Origin of the sequence: Bacillus sp. 275, from assembly GCF_001999205.1 — a bacterium.
Lineage (GTDB): Bacteria > Bacillota > Bacilli > Bacillales > Bacillaceae > Bacillus > Bacillus velezensis.
Window position 1 is genome coordinate 3,650,391 of the sequence record NZ_CP019626.1, and the last position, 21,402, is coordinate 3,671,792.

The window sequence follows — 21,402 nt, forward strand, 5'->3', positions numbered from 1 at the left end:
AGTTCATATGCAAGAGCAGTTTCTTATTAACAATCAGCATCCCGTTCTGAAACATCATAAAGCCTATGGAAAGGAACTGCTGCCGGGTCTGGCTTATATTGACCTGATCTATCAGACTTTCAGAGAAAACGGTTTTTTTCATGCCGGCCTTGAACTCAGGCACTTATCGATTTTTCACCCTTTAGCTCCTGAACAGGGAGAAACAATCCTGCTTTCCGTTGACTGTACAGAGAACGGCGAAGGGCAGTGGAAGGTAGAGGTGAAAGGGCAAAAACAAGGTGACGAAGCAGCAGAGACAAAGGTATATGCCGCGGCGCAAATGCATTCCGTCAAGCCCGCCGGCTTCCAAGAGAGCGTCCGGATGGATGCCGTAAAACAAACGGCGGCAGAAATACCGCTTGAGGACATTTACGCGGAATGCAGGGATCAAGAACTGGTTCATTCAGGAATGATGAAAGGCTGCGGAAGCGTCTACCAAAATGAAAAAGAGATTTATATTGATCTGTCGGTGCAAAAGGATCACCTGGAACATGCAGAAGAGGCGATGTTTCATCCCGCATTGATAGATGCGAGCAGCATCGGCTCCAATGTATATCTCGCTCCTTTGACGAGGGAGGAGGGGCAATTATTTCTGCCGCTGTTTTATGAATCGTTTTATTGCACCGAATTGCTGCAGACAACATGTATCACCAAGATAAAAAAAGAATCCGTCACCCGTAAGAAAGATCTCGTTTACGTGACAATGGAGTTTTTCAATGAGGAAGGCAGAAAAGTCGGCGAACTGAAAAACTTCGCCAATAAACTGGTGAGGGACCCGGAACTGATCAATCAGAAACGGCTAAAGAAAGAACCTGACGGGCGGAATGCCGTCCCGGCTCCGCAAGCGGAACCGGCGCCTTCTGAGCCCCGCCGTACGGAGGCTTCCGCCGGCCTTACTGAACAGTGCATCCTTTATTTAAAAGAATTGCTTGCCGCCCGATTGAACAAACCTGTGAAAGAGATTGACCCGGATATCGGCTACTATGAAATGGGGCTGGATTCTCCGGGGCTGTTGGACATGGTAAAGGAAATTGAACGAAAAATCGGAACGCAGCTTCTGCCGACACTGTTATTTGAATACACGACAATCGCGGAATTGGCGGGATATTTGTGCGAACATTACGGAGCCGGTTTCGGCCATGCTCAAAGCGGGCATTCAAGTGCTGAGCCTTTGCACCGGGAAAAAAAGAGGACGACCCAAATCCGCGTGAAAAAATCGGCGTCAGCCGGAACGCAGAATGGAGATATTGCGATCGTCGGGATGGCGGGACGGTACCCCGGCGCCAAAAATCTTCGTGAATTTTGGACAAATTTAAAAAATGGAGAAAACAGCGTAACGGAAGTGCCCCGTTCCCGCTGGGATACGAGGACATATGAGCATTTGCGATCGCCGTCCGGCAAGCCGATTTCCAAATGGGGCGGTTTTATAGACGATCCGGATTGTTTTGATGCGAAATTTTTTCGGATTTCTCCGCGGGAGGCAGAAGCTAAAGATCCGCAAGAACGATTGTTTTTAGAAACATGCTGGGAAACGATTGAGGATGCGGGCTACACCCCGGAAACAATCGTTCAGCCGAAAGGGCCGAATAAGAGAATGAACGTCGGTGTGTTTGCCGGGGTGATGCATATGGATTATTCTCTCGCCGGCGCTGAAGCTGCGGCTAAAGGGCTGGTCTTTCCTTATCCCTTGAACTATGCGCCGATCGCAAACCGGGTTTCATATTTTTGCAATTTTCACGGGCCGAGCATGGCGGTTGACACGGTGTGTTCGTCATCTTTGACGGCCGTCCATATGGCGGCGGAAAGTCTGAGACGCGGTGAATGTGAAGCAGCTCTTGCCGGAGGCGTCAATTTATCATTGCACCCGACAAAATATATCACATACGGCTTGATGGATATGCATTCGAGTGACGGGCTGTGCCGCACGTTCGGCGAAGGAGGCACAGGCTATGTCTCAGCTGACGGCATCGGAGCCGTGCTGCTGAAGCCGCTCCACAAAGCCGAAGAAGATAAGGATCATATTTATGCGGTGATAAAAGGCAGCGCCGTCAATCACGTGGGGACCGTCAGCGGGATTACCGTGCCGAGCCCCGTGGCGCAGGGGGATATGATAGCTGAATGTCTTGAAAAGACGGGGATCGATCCCCGGACGATTTCTTATGTGGAAGCGCACGGAACCGGAACTTCTTTAGGAGATCCGATTGAAATACAAGGTCTTGTTAAAGCTTACCGCACGTTTACGGAGGATCGGCAATTTTGTGCGATCGGTTCCGTTAAATCGAATATCGGACATGCGGAATCAGCTGCCGGGATCAGCGGGCTTCATAAAACGGTTTTGCAGCTGTTTCACAAAACGCTTGTCCCTTCTTTGCACTCAGAGACGATTAATCCGTATCTCCGTTTAGAGGACTCGCCATTTTACGTGCAGCAAAAAACCGAGTCATGGAAAAAGCCGGCGTATACAGAGAACGGCCGTGAACATGCCTGCCCGAGACGCGCAGGCATCAGTTCATTCGGGGCGACGGGTTCAAACGTTCATCTCATTTTAGAAGAGTACAGGCCTAAAAACCCCGGTATTACGGAGGATCAAGAGAGACCGTATATCGTGCCTCTGTCAGCGAAAAATCCGGAGCGGCTGAAGGAATACGCTGCCCGCCTGCTGATGTTTCTCAAAGATAAAGCGCTTGAAGGAAGCGGTCCGCTTCATGACAAAATAGATACAATGCAAAATCAGCTGGAAAATGCGTTGCGAGGTGTTCTGGCCGAAGTTCTGCATGTTGCGGCCGGCTCGGTAGATGATGAACAGGATTGGAAGGAATTCGGCTTGGATGTCATGCAGCTGACACAGTTTTCTGAGCTGATGACGGATCAATACGGGCTGGCAATAGACATGACTGATCTCATACAGCATACTTCTGTCCGGACTTTAGCAGAATGTCTTACAAACGATGAGAAACATAAGAATATTCTTTCCGGTCTTTTCGGTCAGTCCGGCTTAGATAAGCAGCCTGATGAATCTTTTTCCCTGCGGTCACTGGCGTATACGCTGCAAACGGGACGGCTGGCAATGGAAGAGCGGCTTGTTTTTTTAGTGAACGATCAAGCAGACCTGATCAGGAAATTAACTGAATTTACAGAACAAAAACGGCAGATTGACGGCTGCTTTCAAGGGCGGTCTGACAGCGGAACGGAAATCAGGGGTTTCCTGAATGATGATCAGGATACGGAGGAGCTGATCCGAAAATGGATGGACAGCGGCACTTACAAAAAACTTGCGGAGCTGTGGTCAAAAGGATTTGAGATAGACTGGACGCGGCTGTATCAGGAGGAGAAACCGCGCAGGATGAGTCTGCCGACGTATCCGTTTGCAAAGGAACGATATTGGATACCGGAGCCCGATCATCCCGTCACTTCCGTAAATACAGAAAGCAGGCTTCACCCGCTGCTTCACCGCAATACATCAGATTTGCTAGAACAAAAATTCAGTACGATACTGAACGGAGATGAATTCTTCTTAGCCGATCATATCGTCCGAAACAAGCGTGTTCTCCCCGGGGCGGCTTATCTTGAAATGGCGAGAGCCGCGGCTGAACTGGCTGCCGCGCCGTTAGCCGCTGAATACACGGCTAAAACCGGCATTTCGCTGCGGTATATCAGCTGGATACGCCAGGCCGTTCACAAAAAAGAGACGCTGCGTATGACGACAGGGCTTTCTTTGGAGGATAACGGCAATGTTTCATTTCAAGTGTACAGCAATGAAAATGATTCAGACATTTATTGTGAAGGCAGTGCTGTGATTGAGCCGCTGTCTGAGGCGCCGGTTTTGCATATTGAACAGCTGAAAGCGCGATGCCGCAAAAAAGTGCTGTCAAAAGAAGACTGCTATGCGGCGTTTGCAAAGACGGAAATTGTATACGGACCTTCACATCAAGGAATTGATCACATTTATTGCGGGGAAAAAGAAGCCTTGGCTAAATTGGTGCTCCCTGCTTCCGTTTCTGATGAGGCTGAACAGTTTGTGCTCCATCCTAGTCTGATAGATTCCGCTTTTCAGGCGGCCATCGGCGTTATGAATGAAGATCAAGCGGGTTATCCGGAGCAGCCGTTAATGCCTTTTGAATTGCATGAACTGACCGTTTTTCATCCGTGCAGGCCAAACATGTGGGCTGCCGTGTTTGTGACGCATGAAACACCGGCCGTGCGAAGAATGGACATTGATATATGTGATGAACGCGGCAATGTGTGTGTAAGGATAAAAGGATTTTCTGCCCGGATGGCCGAAAGTGAACCGGCCGTTACCGATAATAAGCAATACGATCTCCCGGGTAACCTTACCGGAGCCGTCAAACTGATGCAGGTATGGGACGCGGAACCGATAGACAACCAAACCGGCTTCCCCATTTCTGAAGCAAAAGCGGTCATCATAGGCGGTACAGACGGGCAGGCGGACGCGGTTTTACGATTGTTTCCTAAAGCTGTGCGATTTGATATCGGCCAAAGTGCTTCCGTTGAAGTGATATCTGATCGGCTCCGCCGTCTCGGTGAAATTCAGCATATGGTCTGGTTTGCCCCTCAGCCGGCTGATTCTGACAGCCATGATCAAAAAAGCGGGGTGCTGCAAATTTTCAGAGCGGCCAAAGCTCTTATCGGTCTCGGGTATGGAAAAGAGCAGCTCGGGATGACGGTGATTACGCACCAAGCACAGCCTATTACCCAATATGATGAGGTGCGTCCCGCTCATTCCAGTGTGCACGGTTTCGTCGGGTCTCTCGCTAAAGAACATCCGAGCTGGCACATCCGTCTCGCCGATCTTGAAGACGGGGGGGATTTCCCCGCAGAAGACATATTCAGCCTGCCCCGCGACCGTACGGGTAAAGCATGGGTGCGCAGACATCAGGAATGGTACCGGCCTCAATTGCTTCCGGTCCAAAGCGGGCCGTCTGAAAGTGTTCCTTACCGCTATGGAGGCGTATATGTCATCATCGGCGGTGCGGGAGGCATCGGCGAGGTTTGGACAGATTATATGGTGACGACGTATAAAGCCCGAGTCGTCTGGATCGGGAGGCGGCCGCTGGACAGCCGGATACGCCAAAAAATAGACCGGTACCGGCCATCAGGCCCGGCTCCCGAATATATAGCCGCAGATGCTTCTGATCTTCCATCGCTTCAGCGCGCCTATGAACAGATTAAAAACACATACGGCACCATCAGCGGCGTCGTTCATTCAGCGATGGTATTTGCGAATGAAAGCGTAAAAGATATGGAAGAATCACAGTTTCACGCCGGCCTTGCGGCGAAAGTGGATATTTCCGTCAACATTGCCGAAGTATTTGCGAAAGAGTCTTTGGACTTTATTCTCTTTTTCTCTTCGGTTATTTCATATATTAAGAATCCGAATCAAAGCCATTATGCGGCGGGATGCGCATTTAAAGACGCATTTGCCCATGAGCTTTCCGGACGGCTGTCATGCCGGGTCAAAGTGATGAACTGGGGTTATTGGGAGCGGGCTGACAATCACATTTCTGAAGAGTTTGACAGACTGAGTGCAATCGGTCTCGGGCTGATCAGCCGGGCGGAAGGGATGCAGGCGCTGGAAACTCTGCTGACGCAGCCGATCTCCCGCATGGGGCTGATGAAGCTGACGCAGCCGATTCCGATCGAGGGAATGAACCCTCATGAATTTGTGACTATCTGATTGCCTGTCAAAATGACGGAGCAAATTTAATTTTCTTAGGAGGATAAGGTTTTGGGTAAGGGAGACAAACAAAAAGACCGTACACAGTTATCCTTAAGAACAGAAATAAGCAATCAAATGAAAGAATTGAATCGGCTTTTGCTGCAAGTGCTGCGGGTGACGCTGCGTTCAATGGGTCTGACCGGCGAAGCGCCGGCGGCTTCCTGTCTGCCTTTATATGAACGCTGGCTGGAAGAAAGCATCCGTCTTTTAGACGGCGATTTTAAAAGCGGTGAAACGGCCGCGGTTTGGGAAGAGTGGCATAAGAAGAAAAACGAATGGCTGAAAGATCCGGATATGAAAGCGCAGGTTCTGCTGGCGGATACCGTCATTCAAGCTTTGCCTGACATTTTAACAGGCAAAACAAAAGCCACTGACGTGATGTTTCCCGATTCTTCAATGGAGCTTGTTGAAGGAATCTATAAGCATAATATTCTCGCTGATTATTACAACGATGTGCTGGCAAATGAAGCGTGTATGTATGTGGAAAATGTAATGAAAAACAATCCTGAGGCAAACATCCGTCTGCTGGAGATCGGAGCGGGCACCGGCGGAACGAGCAGCACACTGTTTAAAAAGCTCCGCCCCTATCAAAACCATATTCAGGAATACTGTTATACCGACTTGTCAAAAGCTTTTTTAATGCATGCCGAAAAGGAATACGGCGCGGACAATCCGTATTTGACGTATCAGCTGTTTAATGTGGAGCAGCCTGCGGCGGGCCAGGGATTACATCTGCGAACCTACGATCTCGCTATTGCCGCAAACGTGCTGCATGCCACCAAAAATATCCGGAAAACCTTACGGACGGCAAAAGCCGTATTGAAAAAGGACGGTTTGCTGCTCGTTAATGAACTGGGCGGGCATACGCCGTTTACACATGTTACATTCGGCTTATTAGAGGGCTGGTGGCTGTACGAAGACGAGGCGCTGCGGATTCCGGGGTGCCCCGGTCTTTATCCGGAAACATGGAAATCCGTTTTAATGGCTGAAGGTTTTCATTCCATTCAATTTCCGGCTGAAAACGAACGTCTGCACACCCAGCAGATTATCACGGCGAAAAGCAACGGAGTCATCAGGCAGAGCAGGGAAGTTTACACCGCGCAAAAGCGCCAATCAAACGTACCGCAAACATCCTCTGATCGTCAGCTCCCCATCAAACAAGCGGGAGAGGGGCTTTCGGAAAAGACAGCGGCTTTTCTGATAAGGGCTGCGGCAAAAGTATTAAAAATGCCGGCAGAAGAGATAAATCCGCTGGCTCCTCTGGATGAATACGGCATTGACTCTATTCTGATCGTTCAGCTGACGAATGAGCTGCGGGATCTCGTCCCTGATATCAGCAGCACGCTGTTTTTTGAATACCGGACGATAGAAGAGCTTGCCGCATTCTTGGCTGAAACGAAGGAGCGCGAACTGCATGCGCAATTTTCTGAAGAAGTCCGTCATACTGAAGCGGCATCATCCGGCTCTTTGCTTGAAAAAAGCACAGAGTATCTGAAACAGATCGTCAGCGCCATCTTAAAGATGCCGATTGAGGACGTTCAAGCCCATACGCCCCTTGAAGAATACGGAATCGATTCCATCTTAATCGTACAGCTGACCAACCGCGTGCGGGAAGACATACCTGATATCAGCAGCACATTGTTCTTCGAGTATCCGACAATCGGCGGATTAGCGGAATATCTCGTCAGCTCAAGACAGGAAGATATGGCTGGGATTTTCAAGACAAATAAAGAAGCCGAAAAGGCGCCGCACACTTTACAGAAAAAGCAAAGCCGTAAAAAAAGCGCCGGATTGACGAAGCGCCAAGCGGCATCTTTTTCTGAAAAAGCGCCGCCTGCTTCCGAACCGCCGTCAAAACACCTTGAAGTGGCAATTGTCGGTCTTGCCGGACGGTATCCCGGAGCTGAAAATGTTAATGAGTTCTGGGAACGGTTAAAGACCGGTGAACACGGAATCACCGAAATTCCGAAAGACCGCTGGGATTGGCGGGACTACTATGATGAGACAAAAGGTAAGGAAGGCCGGATGTATACAAAGTGGGGCGGCTTTTTAACAGATATTGATAAATTTGATCCGCTGTTTTTTAAAATCTCCCCGAAAGAAGCGGAGCGCATGGACCCGCAGGAGAGACTGTTTCTGGAAACCGCTTATGCGGCCCTGGAGGATGCCGGATATACCCCTGATTCACTATGCGCCGGTAAAAAGGTTGGTGTCTTTGCAGGTGTTATGAACGGCAACTATCCGACAGGGGCCCACTACCACTTTATCCCGAACCGCGTATCCTATGTGTTTGATTTTCACGGTCCGAGCATCGCGGTCGATACCGCATGCTCCTCATCCTTAACCGCCATTCATCTCGCCGCAGAAAGCATCAGAACAGGTGCATCTGAATGCGCGATTGCCGGCGGCGTAAACCTGATTACAGATCCGGTTCATTATATCGGACTTTCTTCTATGAGAATGCTGTCACCGTCAAACGCGTGCAAAGCGTTCGGTGATAAGGCTGACGGGTTTGTTGACGGAGAGGGCGTCGGCTGTATCGTGTTAAAGCCGTTGAAAAAGGCTGTTGAAGATCATGATCATATATACGGTGTCATTAAAGGAAGCGCTCTGAACGCCGGCGGCAAAACGAACGGGTTCACCGTTCCGAATCCGAAAGCACAAGGAGAAGTGATCGCAGACGCGATGGAGCGGGCAGGGATTGACCCGAGAGCAATCAGCTATCTGGAAGCCCACGGCACCGGCACTTCCTTGGGAGATCCGATTGAAATCGCAGGGTTAACCAAGGCTTTCCGCCGCTATACGGATGCAAACCAATTTTGTTCCATCGGTTCTGTTAAATCCAATATCGGTCACCTGGAAAGTGCGGCGGGCATTGCTGCGGTCACCAAAATTCTTCTTCAGATGAAACACGGATATCTGGTGCCGTCGCTGCATTCAAAGCAGCTGAACCCGGAAATTGATTTTGAAACTTCTCCTTTTATCGTGCAGCAGGAAACAGCGGAATGGAGACGGCCGGTCATAGAATCTGAAGGAGTAACACGGGAATATCCGAGAATCGCGGGTACATCTTCTTTCGGAGCGGGCGGTGCAAATGCCCACCTGCTGATAGAAGAGTATGAACCGGCTGAAATGACTTCGGCAGACACCGGCCGTCCGGCGCTTTTTGTTTTATCGGCAAAAGATAAAGACCGCTTGCGCGAGCGGGCTCTGTTGCTGTCGGATGCCGCCGGAAACGGAACAATTACAGATGCGAATCTGCTTGACGCGGCATTTACCCTTCAAGTCGGCAGGGTCCCGATGGAAGAACGGCTGGCGATGACAGCGGACTCTGTTTCTGAATTGGAACAGAAGCTGACTGCTTTTCTGAATAATGCTGGTTCTGTAAGCGGGGTGTTTACGGGCCGGAGTGATAGTGCTGTCACGGAGACGGGAGGCACAGTCAGTGAATGGATGGAAAAACGTCAATTTGACAGTCTTTTGAATGCCTGGGTTCACGGGGCGCCCGTCGATTGGGCATCTTTATATAAAGGCGCGCTGCCGCATCGTATCAGTCTGCCGTCTTATCCATTTGCAAAAGAAAGCTACTGGATGAAGCGGGAAGAACCAAAAACAGGAACAACTGAATATGTGCATCCTTTCCTGCATGAAAATACGTCAACCTTGGCGGAGCAAAGCTATCATACATCTTTTACAGGCCGGGAACACGTTTTCCAGGATGTGAGCGGGGAGCGGGTTCTGTCGGCAGCCGTTTATTTAGAAATGGCGCTTGCGGCTTTTCATCATGCGGCAGACAGCTCTGAAGAAAAAGAGATATGGATCCGAACGGCGGCATGGACTGACCCGATTACCGGCGGACATCACGGTGCGGGCGTCAATCTCTCCCTTCTGTCTGAAGACGAGGAAGGCATCCATTATGAAATATACAGTGACGAAGAGAAGCTGCATCATTATGGAATCATCGGACAAGGGAACATACAGCCATCCCGCGTGCTTGATATTGCCTCCTTACAAAAAGACTGCCGCCCGCTGTCATTCGATTATGAAACACCAGGCACATCAGGTGTAACGATCAGTAAGGAGTTCCGCACCGTTGAAAAGCTTTATGCGGGAGAAAGTGCGGTTTGGGCGAAGCTTGCTCTCACAGATGAAAGCGGCTGTAATCCGGGATATCATCTGCCGCCGGAATTTCTGGACGCAGCTTTTCATGTCCTGGCAAAAACGGAGCCGTCAGTCCATATCGTGCCTGAAGCGGTTGAAGAACTGCGCGTCATGCGTCCGTGCTCATCCGGCATGTGGATGTATATTAATAAAAAGAATCAAATCGGCTGTGACATTCAATTTTGTGACGAAACCGGCACTGTCTGCGCAGAAATCAAAGGGATAAGAATGAGACAGCCGTCTCAGCAGGATCACGGGCAAGAGGAACAATCCGAGATGATGATATTTGAAGAAATGTGGACGCAGCAGCCTCTGAAGAAATCTATTCATGAAGAGCTGAAAACGGTCATCTGTTTTCTTACGGGAGAAGCTGCCAGAAAGCATGCTTATCAGTCTTTACAAACCCTTTATCCGGGAGCCGGCGTGTTTTTTATTTCACAGGGTGAGGAAACTCAAAAGCTTTCAAACACGCATTATCAAATTAAAATCACTGACGGACAAGCATATCAAGAAACGTTTCGGCATATTGAAACGGCTGCAGGCAAAGCGGATGCCGTTTTATATGGATGGCCGCTTGAAGATGAAAAGGCCGTGAAAGACTATTCCGTTCTGTATCATGTGATCCGCGCAGCTGCTTCTTTGCGTTCTAAACCGAGGCGGATCCTTCTTTCCGCTCAGTGCGGGAGCGATACCGATATCAGTTACGCCGAGTCATGGATCGGGCTGGAACGGTCGCTGAAACTGATCTTGCCGGAGACAGATACGGCCGCGGTTTATTTTGGACAAAAAGGACCGTTTGAAAAGCTGATCCATAACGTATGTGAAGAACTTCACAGCGAGTCGTTCGGCAGTGTCATGTACAGTGGGGAAATCCGCCACGTCATGGAAATGAAGCAGACGGATATCGCCCCTGTTGAGAAGCGTGTGATAAAGAGCGGAAAAACGTACTTGATTACCGGCGGATGCGGGGGTTTAGGCTTGTTATTTGCCGGATATTTCACTGAAAAAGGATCGGTTACGCTCATTTTGACGGGGAGATCAGCGGCAGCCGGCCCGGTGCTGAACAAGATAAAGAGATTGGAAGAATCAGGCGCCAAGGTGTTTTACGTGCAGGCGGATGCCGCAGATCAGGCCCAGATGGAGAAAGGTTTGCAAGAAGTGAAAGAGAAAGGATGCGGGCCGATTCACGGTGTCATTCACGCTGCAGGTCTTCAAGGCACTGAAAGCATTCTGGAGAAAGATCTGCAAACCTTTCAGCAAGTCTTATCGCCAAAAGCGGACGGCACCGCGGTGTTAGATCAGGTTCTGTCACGGGAGCCGCTTGACTTCTTCTGTTGTTTCTCTTCTTCTTCAGCGATTTTAGGAGACTTCGGTTCTTGTGACTACGCGATGGGGAACCGCTTCCAAATGGCTTTTGTCCGTCATCGGGATAAACTTGTGAGCCTCGGGCTCAGAAGCGGCAAGTCACTTGCAATCAATTGGCCGCTTTGGAAAGAAGGGGGGATGCATGTCGGCACGGCGGAAAGCACCGATATGTATTTAAAATCAAGCGGACAGCGTTATTTATACACTGAGGAAGGACTCGAAGCTTTTGAAACATTGTTAGTCCAGCCGTCCAGCCAGTATCTCGTCCTGGCCGGTTTTCCGTCGAGGGCCAAACGTTTCCTGCAGATAGATCAAGGCGAACGGCCGATTTCGGGTTCTGTAAACAGGAACGTCCCGTTTTCAGGAAGGCGGAGTGAAATGAAAGGCTTTACACTGGAAGAATGCGTAAGCTGGGATGTGAAAGAACTGGCGGCGGGGCTTTTGAAAATAGACAAGAACAGACTGACGGACGCTGACAATCTGGCTGATTTCGGCTTTGATTCTATCAGTTTGGCGGAATTCGCCTCTTCTTTGTCCGCCCATTACGGAATTGAAGTGACACCGGCCCTGTTTTTCGGACATTCCACACTGGAGAAGGTCGTCCGCTATTTTCTGACGGAACACCAGTCCGTCATGGAGCATGTCTATGAAGAAAAGAAACCTGAATCCGCAGATCAATCTGTCTTTGAAAAGGCAGGAACGGAAAAGCGAAAGAAGCAGAGGGGAAGAAATAAGCTGAACGCCGGAACCGAGGGCAGTCAGGCAGCTGATTCCATTGCCATTATCGGCATGAGCGGCCGATTTCCTCAGGCGCGCACGGCGGACGAGCTGTGGGATATTCTGTTTCAGGAAAAGGACGTTGTCGCACCGGTCGCAAAAAAAGGCTTCATAAGTTCAAAATGGAAACTCGGTGCTGTACCGGGGGCGGACGAATTCGACCCTTTATTTTTTGAAATATCGCCGAGGGAAGCTGAAACGATGGATCCGAAACAGCGGCTGCTTCTTCAGGAAGCGTGGAGGGCCCTTGAGGACGCCGGCTACGGCGCCAGTCACATCAAGCAGCAGACGATCGGTATGTTTGTGGGGGCGGAAGAAGGAGATTATCACCTTTTAACACGGGACAAAGGCAATGTCACGTCTCATCATAACGGTATTTTGGCGGCACGGCTGGCTTATCACTTGAATTTATCAGGTCCTGTGATGGCGATAAATACAGCATGTTCTTCGGGGCTCGTTTCTGTCCATCAGGCGGTATTAAGCCTGCAGAATAAAGAGTGCACAACAGCTGTTGCGGCCGGGGTGAATATCATGAATACCCCGGACTTTTTTGAAACGATAGATAAAGCCGGAATGCTGTCGGAAAACGGGAAATGCTTCGCGTTTGATAAAAGGGCTGACGGCATGGTTCCGGGGGAAGCGGCCGCGGCGGTTGTTCTGAAGCCGCTGAGAGAGGCGGAAAAAGATGGTGATCCGATTTACGGGGTGATTCGGGCGAGCGGCATCAATTATGATGGGAAAACAAACGGAATTACCGCTCCGAGCGGCGTCGCGCAGACCCGGCTGCTTACTTCCGTTTATGACCGGGGCCGTATCAACCCTGAAGATATCGAATATATCGTCACACACGGCACAGGTACAAAACTCGGTGATCCGGTGGAAATTAACGCGCTTTATGACGCATTTTCTGCCTATACAAACGAAGAAGCTTTTTGCGCGCTCACATCAATTAAAACCAATATCGGCCACACGTTTGCCGCATCAGGCATTGTCAGTTTAATCAGTCTTTTACAGGCGTTCTCCCGTGAGATGATTCCCGCCAGTCTGCATTGCAGCGGGGAAAACCGCTATATCAACTGGGAGAAGAGTCCTTTTTATGTGAATAAAACGGGTAAACCGTGGCCTTCTCTGCCGGGTAAAAACCGAATGGGGGCAGTCAGCGCATTCGGGATGAGCGGAACAAACGCCCATGTCGTTATGGAAAGCTATAAGCGCAGCGCTTCACCTCATCGTGATGCCCCTGCATATTTACTGACTTTGTCTGCAAAAACAGAGGAGGCCCTTCAGGAAAAAATCGAAGAGATGATCACTTGGGCGGAAAATGGCGGACTGAAAGAAAATGATCTGGCCCAGCTCAGCTATACGTTGTTAAAAGGACGGCATCACTTTAACCATCGCGCCGCCATAGTAGTGCAAGATGCTGATGACGCAGTGTATGTATGGAAGCAGGCAAAGCTTAATGAACATCATCCTTATGTGTTTTCGGGAAAAGTACCGCAGCACTTTGCAGGGCGTCAGCATATTCAGGAGCACATAATAGAAGTGCTCGGCAAGTGCAGCGCCTCATATTCTGACCATAGAAAATATCAGGAGCTGTTATGCGTGCTGGCAGATTTTTATTGTCAAGGTTATGAAATCGAAGGGGACTTGCTTTATGGCGGACCTTTGCCGCGAATCGGCAATCTGCCGGGCTACCCGTTTGCCAGGCAGACGTATTGGGCGTCCGATCGTCTTCAGGGAGAGCTTGAAAGCCGGAATTCAGACGAACGTGAAAAGCTTCACCCGCTGCTCCACGCGAATACATCGACCTTTACCGCCCAGCGCTTTACTTCTGTTTTTTCAGGGCATGAACCGTTTTTTGCCGATCACATCGTCAATGGAAAACCGGTGCTTCCGGGCGCGGCTGCTTTAGAAATGGCCCGGGCCGCCGTTACGCTTGCCGCCGAAGACTTGGCCGGCGGGAAAACGGGTGTAAGGCTCAAACAGATCGTTTGGCTCCGTCCGGTGACGGCGCTTTCTGAAGGAGTGACGCTTCATGTAAAGCTTCAGCCGGAAGAAAACGGAGACATTGCTTTTGAAGCGTATGCCGAAGGAGAAGAGCCGCTTGTCTTTTTCCAGGGAAAGGCCGTGCTCGAAGAGACGGAGCGTGCTCCGGTACTCGATGTGGAAGCGGTTCAGGCGCGCTGCGGCGGCCGTCACTTGTCAAAGGCTGAGTGCTATGAAGCGTTCGACAGCCTCGGCATCACCTACGGACCGTCTCATCAGGCGCTTGACGCCGTCTATGCCGGAAGCGGAGAAGTGCTCGCGAAGCTCACTCTTCCGCCGTCCGCCCGCGAGGAAAAGGAGCCGTTCATCCTGCATCCGAGCATGCTGGACGCCGCCCTTCAGGCTTCTATCGGTCTCGTGCTCTCAGACGGTTCCGCGTCCGGACGGCCGTTTCTGCCGTTTGCCCTGCAGGATATGCAGGTGTTTTCTGCGTGCCGGGAGACGATGTGGGCGGTGCTTTCCTCAGCGGACGGCGCCTATCATATTGAGCTGTGTGATGAAAACGGCGCGGTATGTGTCCGATTGACGGGGCTCACCGCCCGTTTTCTGGAAGAGGAAACGGAGGAAAAACCGCTCTTGCTTCAGCCAAAGTGGCAGGAATCACCGCCGGATGAAGGCGGCGGACAAGAAGAGTCTTTCAGATACGTGACGCTGTATGGCGGAATGAACGCTGAGGACATAAGCGGCGCCGTATGTGCGGCTGACGGCGAAGATCCGATTGAAGACCGTTATGACGCCTGCGCGGCGAAGCTGTCAGCGATCGTCACGCGTCTTATCAAAGAAAAACAGAAGAAAAAAACGCTGATCCAGCTTCTTGTCCCCGACAGGGGGGAAGACAATGTATTGGCGGGGCTGGCCGCTTTTCTGAAAACGGCTCACCTTGAACATCCGAAGCTGTACGGCCAAGTCATCCAAGCCGATCCGGGCGAGTCAGCATCAGCGCTTCTTGCCAAGCTGAAAGAAAACCGGGCGCATCCTGAACAAGCGGAAATCCGTTATGAAGCCGGCAAACGTCTCGTCAGAAACTGGCGTCACCTGCCTGCCCCTCAAAGCGGCGCCGTTCCGTGGAAAGACGAAGGGGTCTACCTCCTCACTGGGGGAGCGGGCGGCATCGGACTGATTTTCGCTGAAGAAATAGCCTCCCGCGTCAAAAACGCCGTCCTCGTATTAACGGGAAGGGCGGAAGCGCTTGATGAAGACCGCTCCGCCCGCTTATGGCGCTTGGAAGCGTCGGGTGCCCGCGTATTGTATCAATCGGTAGACGTGACAGACAGGGCGGCGGTCATCGCCCTCGTCCGCGGCATACAGGAGGAGCACGGAACCCTCGACGGGATCATTCACGGCGCCGGCGTGATCGCTGACAACTACATTCTGAACCAGACAGAAAACGAACGGAAGACCGTCATGGCGCCGAAGGTGAAAGGGCTTATCAATCTTGATGAAGCAGCGAAAGATGTGCGGCTGGACTTTTTCATTCTGTTTTCTTCCTTGGCGGGAGGTATGGGAAATCCGGGGCAGGCCGGTTATGCGGCAGCCAACGCATTTATGGATGTTTATGCAGCCCGCCGGAACCGTCTCGTGCGGGACAACGAGCGGAGCGGGCAGACTCTGTCCGTCAACTGGCCGCTTTGGGAAGAGGGCGGTATGCGCGTGGACAAAGAGACCGAACGGCTGATGTACGAACAGACCGGAATGAAAGCCATGCGATCGGCCTCAGGCATCCAAGCGCTTTACGCCGCTTTTGCCTCCGGAGAACACCAGGTCATGGTGGCAGAAGGCGACGAAAAACGGATCCGCAGCCATATTTTCGATCTGGGCGAAGAACAAAGCGCCGCCGGAAAAGCTCCGGCAGTGGCAGATGCAACAGATCTGAAAGATCAGGTTCAAGAGAAACTAAAGCGGCATGTATCAGATCTTTTAAAGGTAAGCATGAAAGATATCGAGGCTGACAGCGAACTGACGGAATACGGATTTGATTCGATCATTTTCACTGAATTTACAAATCTATTAAATCGGTCTTATCAGCTTGAGCTCAGCCCGACTATCTTCTTTGAATTTCCGACATTGCGCAAACTGAGCGGCCATTTGATATCTGAATGGAAAGAAGCATTCAGCGGCTTAGAAAGAGAGCGTTTAAAAACCGCTCCAAAAGCCGGAATAAGAAAAGCTGAAGCTCCGGCGGCCGTTCATGTCAAGCGGGAAACGCCCGTATCCGTAAAAGGAAAATCAGAAGAAAAAACCGAACCGATAGCCATTATCGGAATCAGCGGTATTTTTCCGCAAGCGAAAGACATAGATGAATTCTGGACACGTTTACAAAAAGGAGAGCATTGCATCACAGAAATTCCACGAGATCGCTGGGATTGGCGCGAATATTACGGCGATCCGGCAGCGGATGCAAATAAAACGTCAATTAAATGGGGCGGTTTCATAGATGGAATCGCCGGGTTTGACCCGCTGTTTTTCGGGATATCTCCGAAAGAAGCTGAAATGATGGATCCTCAGCAGCGTCTATTAATGATGTATGTGTGGAAAGCCATTGAAGACGCGGGGTACTCAGCAAAACGGATTGCCGGAACAAAAACCGGCATTTTCACCGGCACACTGGGAAGCGGATATCAAACTTTAATCAATAAGGCGGGTCTTCCTGTCGAGGGGTATACGATGACCGGAATCGTGCCGTCCGTCGGGCCGAACCGGATGAGTTATTTTCTTGATATCCACGGGCCGAGCGAGCCGGTAGAAACCGCTTGTTCAAGCTCTTTAGTCGCCATTCACCGCGCGGTAAAAGCCATTGAAACGGGAGATTGTGATATGGCGGTCGCAGGGGGCGTCAACACGATCGTCACGCCTGAAGGGCATATCGGTTTTCAAAAAGCAGGCATGCTTAGTGAAGACGGGCGCTGCAAAACATTTTCCGATCAGGCTGACGGTTATGTCAGAGGAGAGGGTGCCGGCATGATTGTCTTGAAAAAGCTTTCAGAGGCAGAGCATGACAGGGATCACATCTACGGCCTCATCCGCGGTACAGCGGAAAATCACGGCGGACGCTCAGCGTCACTTACCGCGCCGAATCCGCAGGCTCAGACGGATGTGCTGAAAAGCGCTTATCAAAAAGCCGGTATTCACCCTTCAACGATCACTTATATAGAAGCGCACGGAACCGGAACGGCACTCGGCGATCCGATTGAGATCAATGCATTGAAAAAAGCTTTCCAAACAGACGGGGCGCCGGGCGGATATTGCGGGATAGGCTCAGTGAAGACAAATATCGGACATTTGGAGCTCGCAGCAGGTATTGCGGGCGTTATCAAAGTATTGATGCAGCTGAAACATCGGACGCTCGCCAAAAGTCTGCATTGCGAGAACATCAATCCCCATATCAAATTGAAGGACAGCCCGTTTTACATTGTGACAGAAACAAAGGAGTGGGAAGCGCTGCGTGATGAAAACGGCCGGGTCCTGCCCCGCCGGGCGGGTGTAAGCTCATTCGGTTTCGGAGGTGTCAATGCGCATATCGTTATTGAAGAATACATGGGCAGAAGTGAGACGGAACAGCAGGAAACCCGTGAGAAAGCGTCATCTCTTTTTGTTTTGTCGGCTAAAAATGAAGAGCGGCTGAAAGAAAGAGCGCGTCTCCTTCGCGACTTTATCAAAAACGGATCATCCCGCCATATCGATCTTGCAGATGCCGCATACACACTGCAGACCGGACGGGATGCGATGGAAGCGAGGCTGGGAATCATTGCAGGCTCCGCAGAGGAACTGACTGAAAAACTGAACGCGTTTTTGATGGGAAAAAACAGCGAAGATATCATCAGCGGCCGTAAAAAACGCGAGAATAACACGATCTCCATGTTCTCAGACGATAAAGACGCTGCTGACCTCGTCAGCGCCTGGCTTGAGAAAAAGAAATACAGGAAAGTGCTGCGGCTCTGGGCAAACGGATTTGACACGGATTGGGAGCAGCTGTATACGGACAGGAAGCCGCGCCGCATCAGCCTGCCCTCCTATCCGTTCAGAGCCGACCGCTATTGGGTGCCGAAACGGGAGCAGTTGCCGCTTTCGAATCAAAAAACAGTATTATTGCAAAAAACATGGGAACCGTGCGAGGCAGTGTCTTCATCCGAGCCGTTCAACAACAAAATAGCGCTCATCGTCTCTGAAGATACAAAAGACCTTGCCGCCGAGGTGAAAAAACAGCTGAATGATGCTGACATTGTGCAGGAAAATCAGCTCATCTCTTTCTTACAGGGTCCGAACGCGGCCATCTATTCCGGGTTTATTGACTTCACCGGCTGCGGCTCCCGACAAAAGCGGCAGGACATCAGCTGGGTGGCATCGCTGCAGCAGCTGATTGAATACGGCCGCGGACAAGAAAACATGAAAATGCTTTACCTTACAAAAGGGCTTGAAGCCTTCAAAAATAAGGCTGCCGTTATGCATGGTATTGAAAAAGCGGGGCTTTATCGCATGCTGCGGCATGAATACAGCCATATTCTCACCTGTCACGCCGATATTGATCCTGAAGGGCCGCTGGAGCAGACAGCCGCTTTTATTAAACAAGAAATTCAATCAGACTTAACGGAGTCTGCTGTTTGCTATAGGGACGGCATGCGCTTCAGCTATGTTCTTCGGCAGACTGATCAGATTGAACCAGAAGCCGTGCAAACAGACCGGACTGCGTTTCCAAAAGACGCCGTCCTGGTGATAACCGGAGGAACGCGCGGACTCGGCGCTTTATGCGCCAAGCATTTCGTTTCCGCATACGGTGTGAAGAAACTGCTTCTGACAGGCAGAAAGGAGCTGCCGCCGAAAACCGAGTGGGATCTTGAGCAAACAGACCCTGTCGTTTCGGAAAAAATACAGCTTATCCGGCAGCTGGAATCACAAGGCGTAAAAGTGTGCGTCTCAGCAGTTGATCTGACGGATAAGCAGGCCGTCGGACGGCTTATAAAAGAGGTAACCTCAACGCTCGGACCTGTCGGAGGCATTCTGCATTGCGCGGGAATTGCGGACCGTGAAAACCCTGCTTTTCTCCGCAAATCCAAAGACAGTATTGCGCGGGTGCTCGCCCCGAAAGCAGACGGCCTTCACAGTCTGTATGAGAGTGTAAAGGATGGTGCGCCGGCATTTTTCGTCCTGTTTTCATCTGTCTCGGCAGCCGTCCCGATTCTTGCGACGGGTCAGAGCGATTATGCGATGGCTAATTCTTACATGGACTATTTTGCAGAAAACAATGAGAGCGGTATCATTAGCATACAATGGCCGGCATGGGATGAGACGGGCATGAGCAGGGATACAAAAAGCGGGATGTATCAGCAAACGGGATTGCTGCGGCACTCTGACGCGGAAGGTCTCAAGATGCTTGATTACATTTTAAGAGAAAGACCCGGAGCTGTCGTGCTGCCGGCACAAGTGAAACATGATTGGGACATCAAAGCGCTGGAAAACGCCAAGCCAGCCGCCAATAAAGGAATGAAAGCAGCTTCCAAACCCCCTGAAACCAAAAAACGGGAACATAACCGGATTGATATTCAATCTTGGCTGAGGTCGCTTTTGGCAAAAGAGCTGAGTATCGATGAAACGCATATGGATATCGATGTGCCTTTTCAGGAATACGGAATGGATTCTATCTTTCTGGCGCAAGTGCTGACAAAGATCGATCAAAAACTGCCGTCCGTTTCAATTGATCCGACTGTCCTTCTGGAACACCCTACCATAGAACAGCTCGCGGATTATTTAGCCGCACATTGTCCGGAAGCTTTTTCGGCAGATGCAGCAGTTCCCGCGGAGAAGGTCCCTTTGCAGAAGACGCTGAAACGGAGCAAAAAAACGGCAGATAACCCCGGGAAACGGGGAAAGGTTGCGATCATCGGCATGGCCTGCCATTTTCCGAAAGCGGGGGATATAAGAGAATTTTGGAAGAATCTCCGCAGCGGAACGGATGCCGTCACTGAAGTTCCGCCGGACAGATGGAACGCCGGGGAACACTATCAGCCGGGTGAATATCAAGAAGGAAAAAGCATCAGTAAATGGGGCGGTTTTATTCACGATATTGATCAATTTGATCCGGAGTATTTCAATATTTCAGAAACGCTGGCACCGATGATAGACCCGCTGCAAAGGCAGTGGCTCGAAGTGAGCGCGGAAGCTTTGGCCGATGCCGGTTATCAAAAAGAGGATCTCTGGGGCCGCCGTATCGGCGTTTTTGCCGGTGCAAGGGCAGGTGCGTTTCATCAGAAATTTCAATATTTGCAAAAAGACGCGATTATTGGCGCGGGGCAAAATTTTATTACCGCACACATGGCGCATATTTATAACTTTACAGGGCCCAACCTGGTCGTGGATACGGCCTGCTCCAGTTCGCTTACGGCAATTCATTTGGCCGTGCAGGCCATTCAAAATGGAGAAGCGGAAGCGGCCTTTGCGGGCGGGGTTGACATTTTGCTTGATGAAAAACCTTTTCTCACAATGAGCGCGGCGAGAATCTTATCGCCAAATGGCCGTTCAAAATCTTTCGATGCCGATGCGGACGGAACAGGAATCGGAGAGGGCTGCGGTGTGCTGATGCTGAAGCCGCTCGAAAAAGCGATAGAAGACGAAGATAAAATATACGGCGTTATTGACGGCTCTGCGATAAATAATGACGGCAGCACAATGGGCGTGACGACGCCGAATCCCCGGGCGCAGCAGGACTTGATTGAGCAGGCGGTTCAATCAGCGGAAATCGATCCGGACACCATGACATACGTAGAGACGCACGGAACCGGTACATTGATCGGCGACCCGATTGAATTAAAGGGATTAACCAATGTCTTGTCTGCTTATTCCGATGAAAAACAATTTTGCGGTGTAGGAAGCGTCAAAAGCAATATCGGCCACTTGCTGAGTGCGGCGGGTGCGGCGGGAATCATCAAAGTTTTGCTGGCGATTGCCAATGAAGAACTGCCGCCGACTTTGCATTGCCATAAACCGAACCCCCGCTTCCAATTTAAAGATTCTCCGCTTTATCCTGTGCTTGAGCTGAAGCGGTGGAACGGAAAAAAAGAGATACTCAGGGCCGGGGTCAGCGCGTTCGGTTTGGGCGGGAATAACGCCCATATCATTGTCAGCAACGAAGGAATTCCGAAAGAGCGAAAAGCGGCCATGGAACCGAAAGGCGGCCAGACAGTATACCGAAAACAACGGTATTGGCCTGAAAAAGCACAGTTGTCCGAAGCGGAAGAAAATGAGGCGGGCACAGAAGCAATGTTTGAAATAAGCGAGGTGTGATA

The 21,402-nt window shown here is 50.8% G+C and carries 2 protein-coding genes; both read left to right on the forward strand.

The genetic code is table 11. The features are described 5' to 3' along the window. The first annotated feature begins 7 nt into the window (after positions 1-7). Positions 8-5,734 carry a type I polyketide synthase gene (locus BZ167_RS18020; RefSeq protein ID WP_077392167.1) on the forward strand — a complete coding sequence of 1,909 codons (5,727 nt, stop codon included), beginning with the start codon at positions 8-10 and terminating at the stop codon, positions 5,732-5,734. A gap of 51 nt (positions 5,735-5,785) precedes the next feature. Further along, entirely contained in the window at positions 5,786-21,400 is a 15,615-nt protein-coding gene (locus tag BZ167_RS18025; protein ID WP_077392168.1) for an SDR family NAD(P)-dependent oxidoreductase, read from the forward strand. The last annotated feature ends 2 nt before the right edge of the window (positions 21,401-21,402 follow it).

What these genes read in the sequence shown, in the direction of transcription:
- BZ167_RS18020 (WP_077392167.1), top strand. Translation starts at nt 8, where the DNA reads ATGCAAGAGCAGTTTCTTATTAACAATCAGCATCCCGTTCTGAAACAT.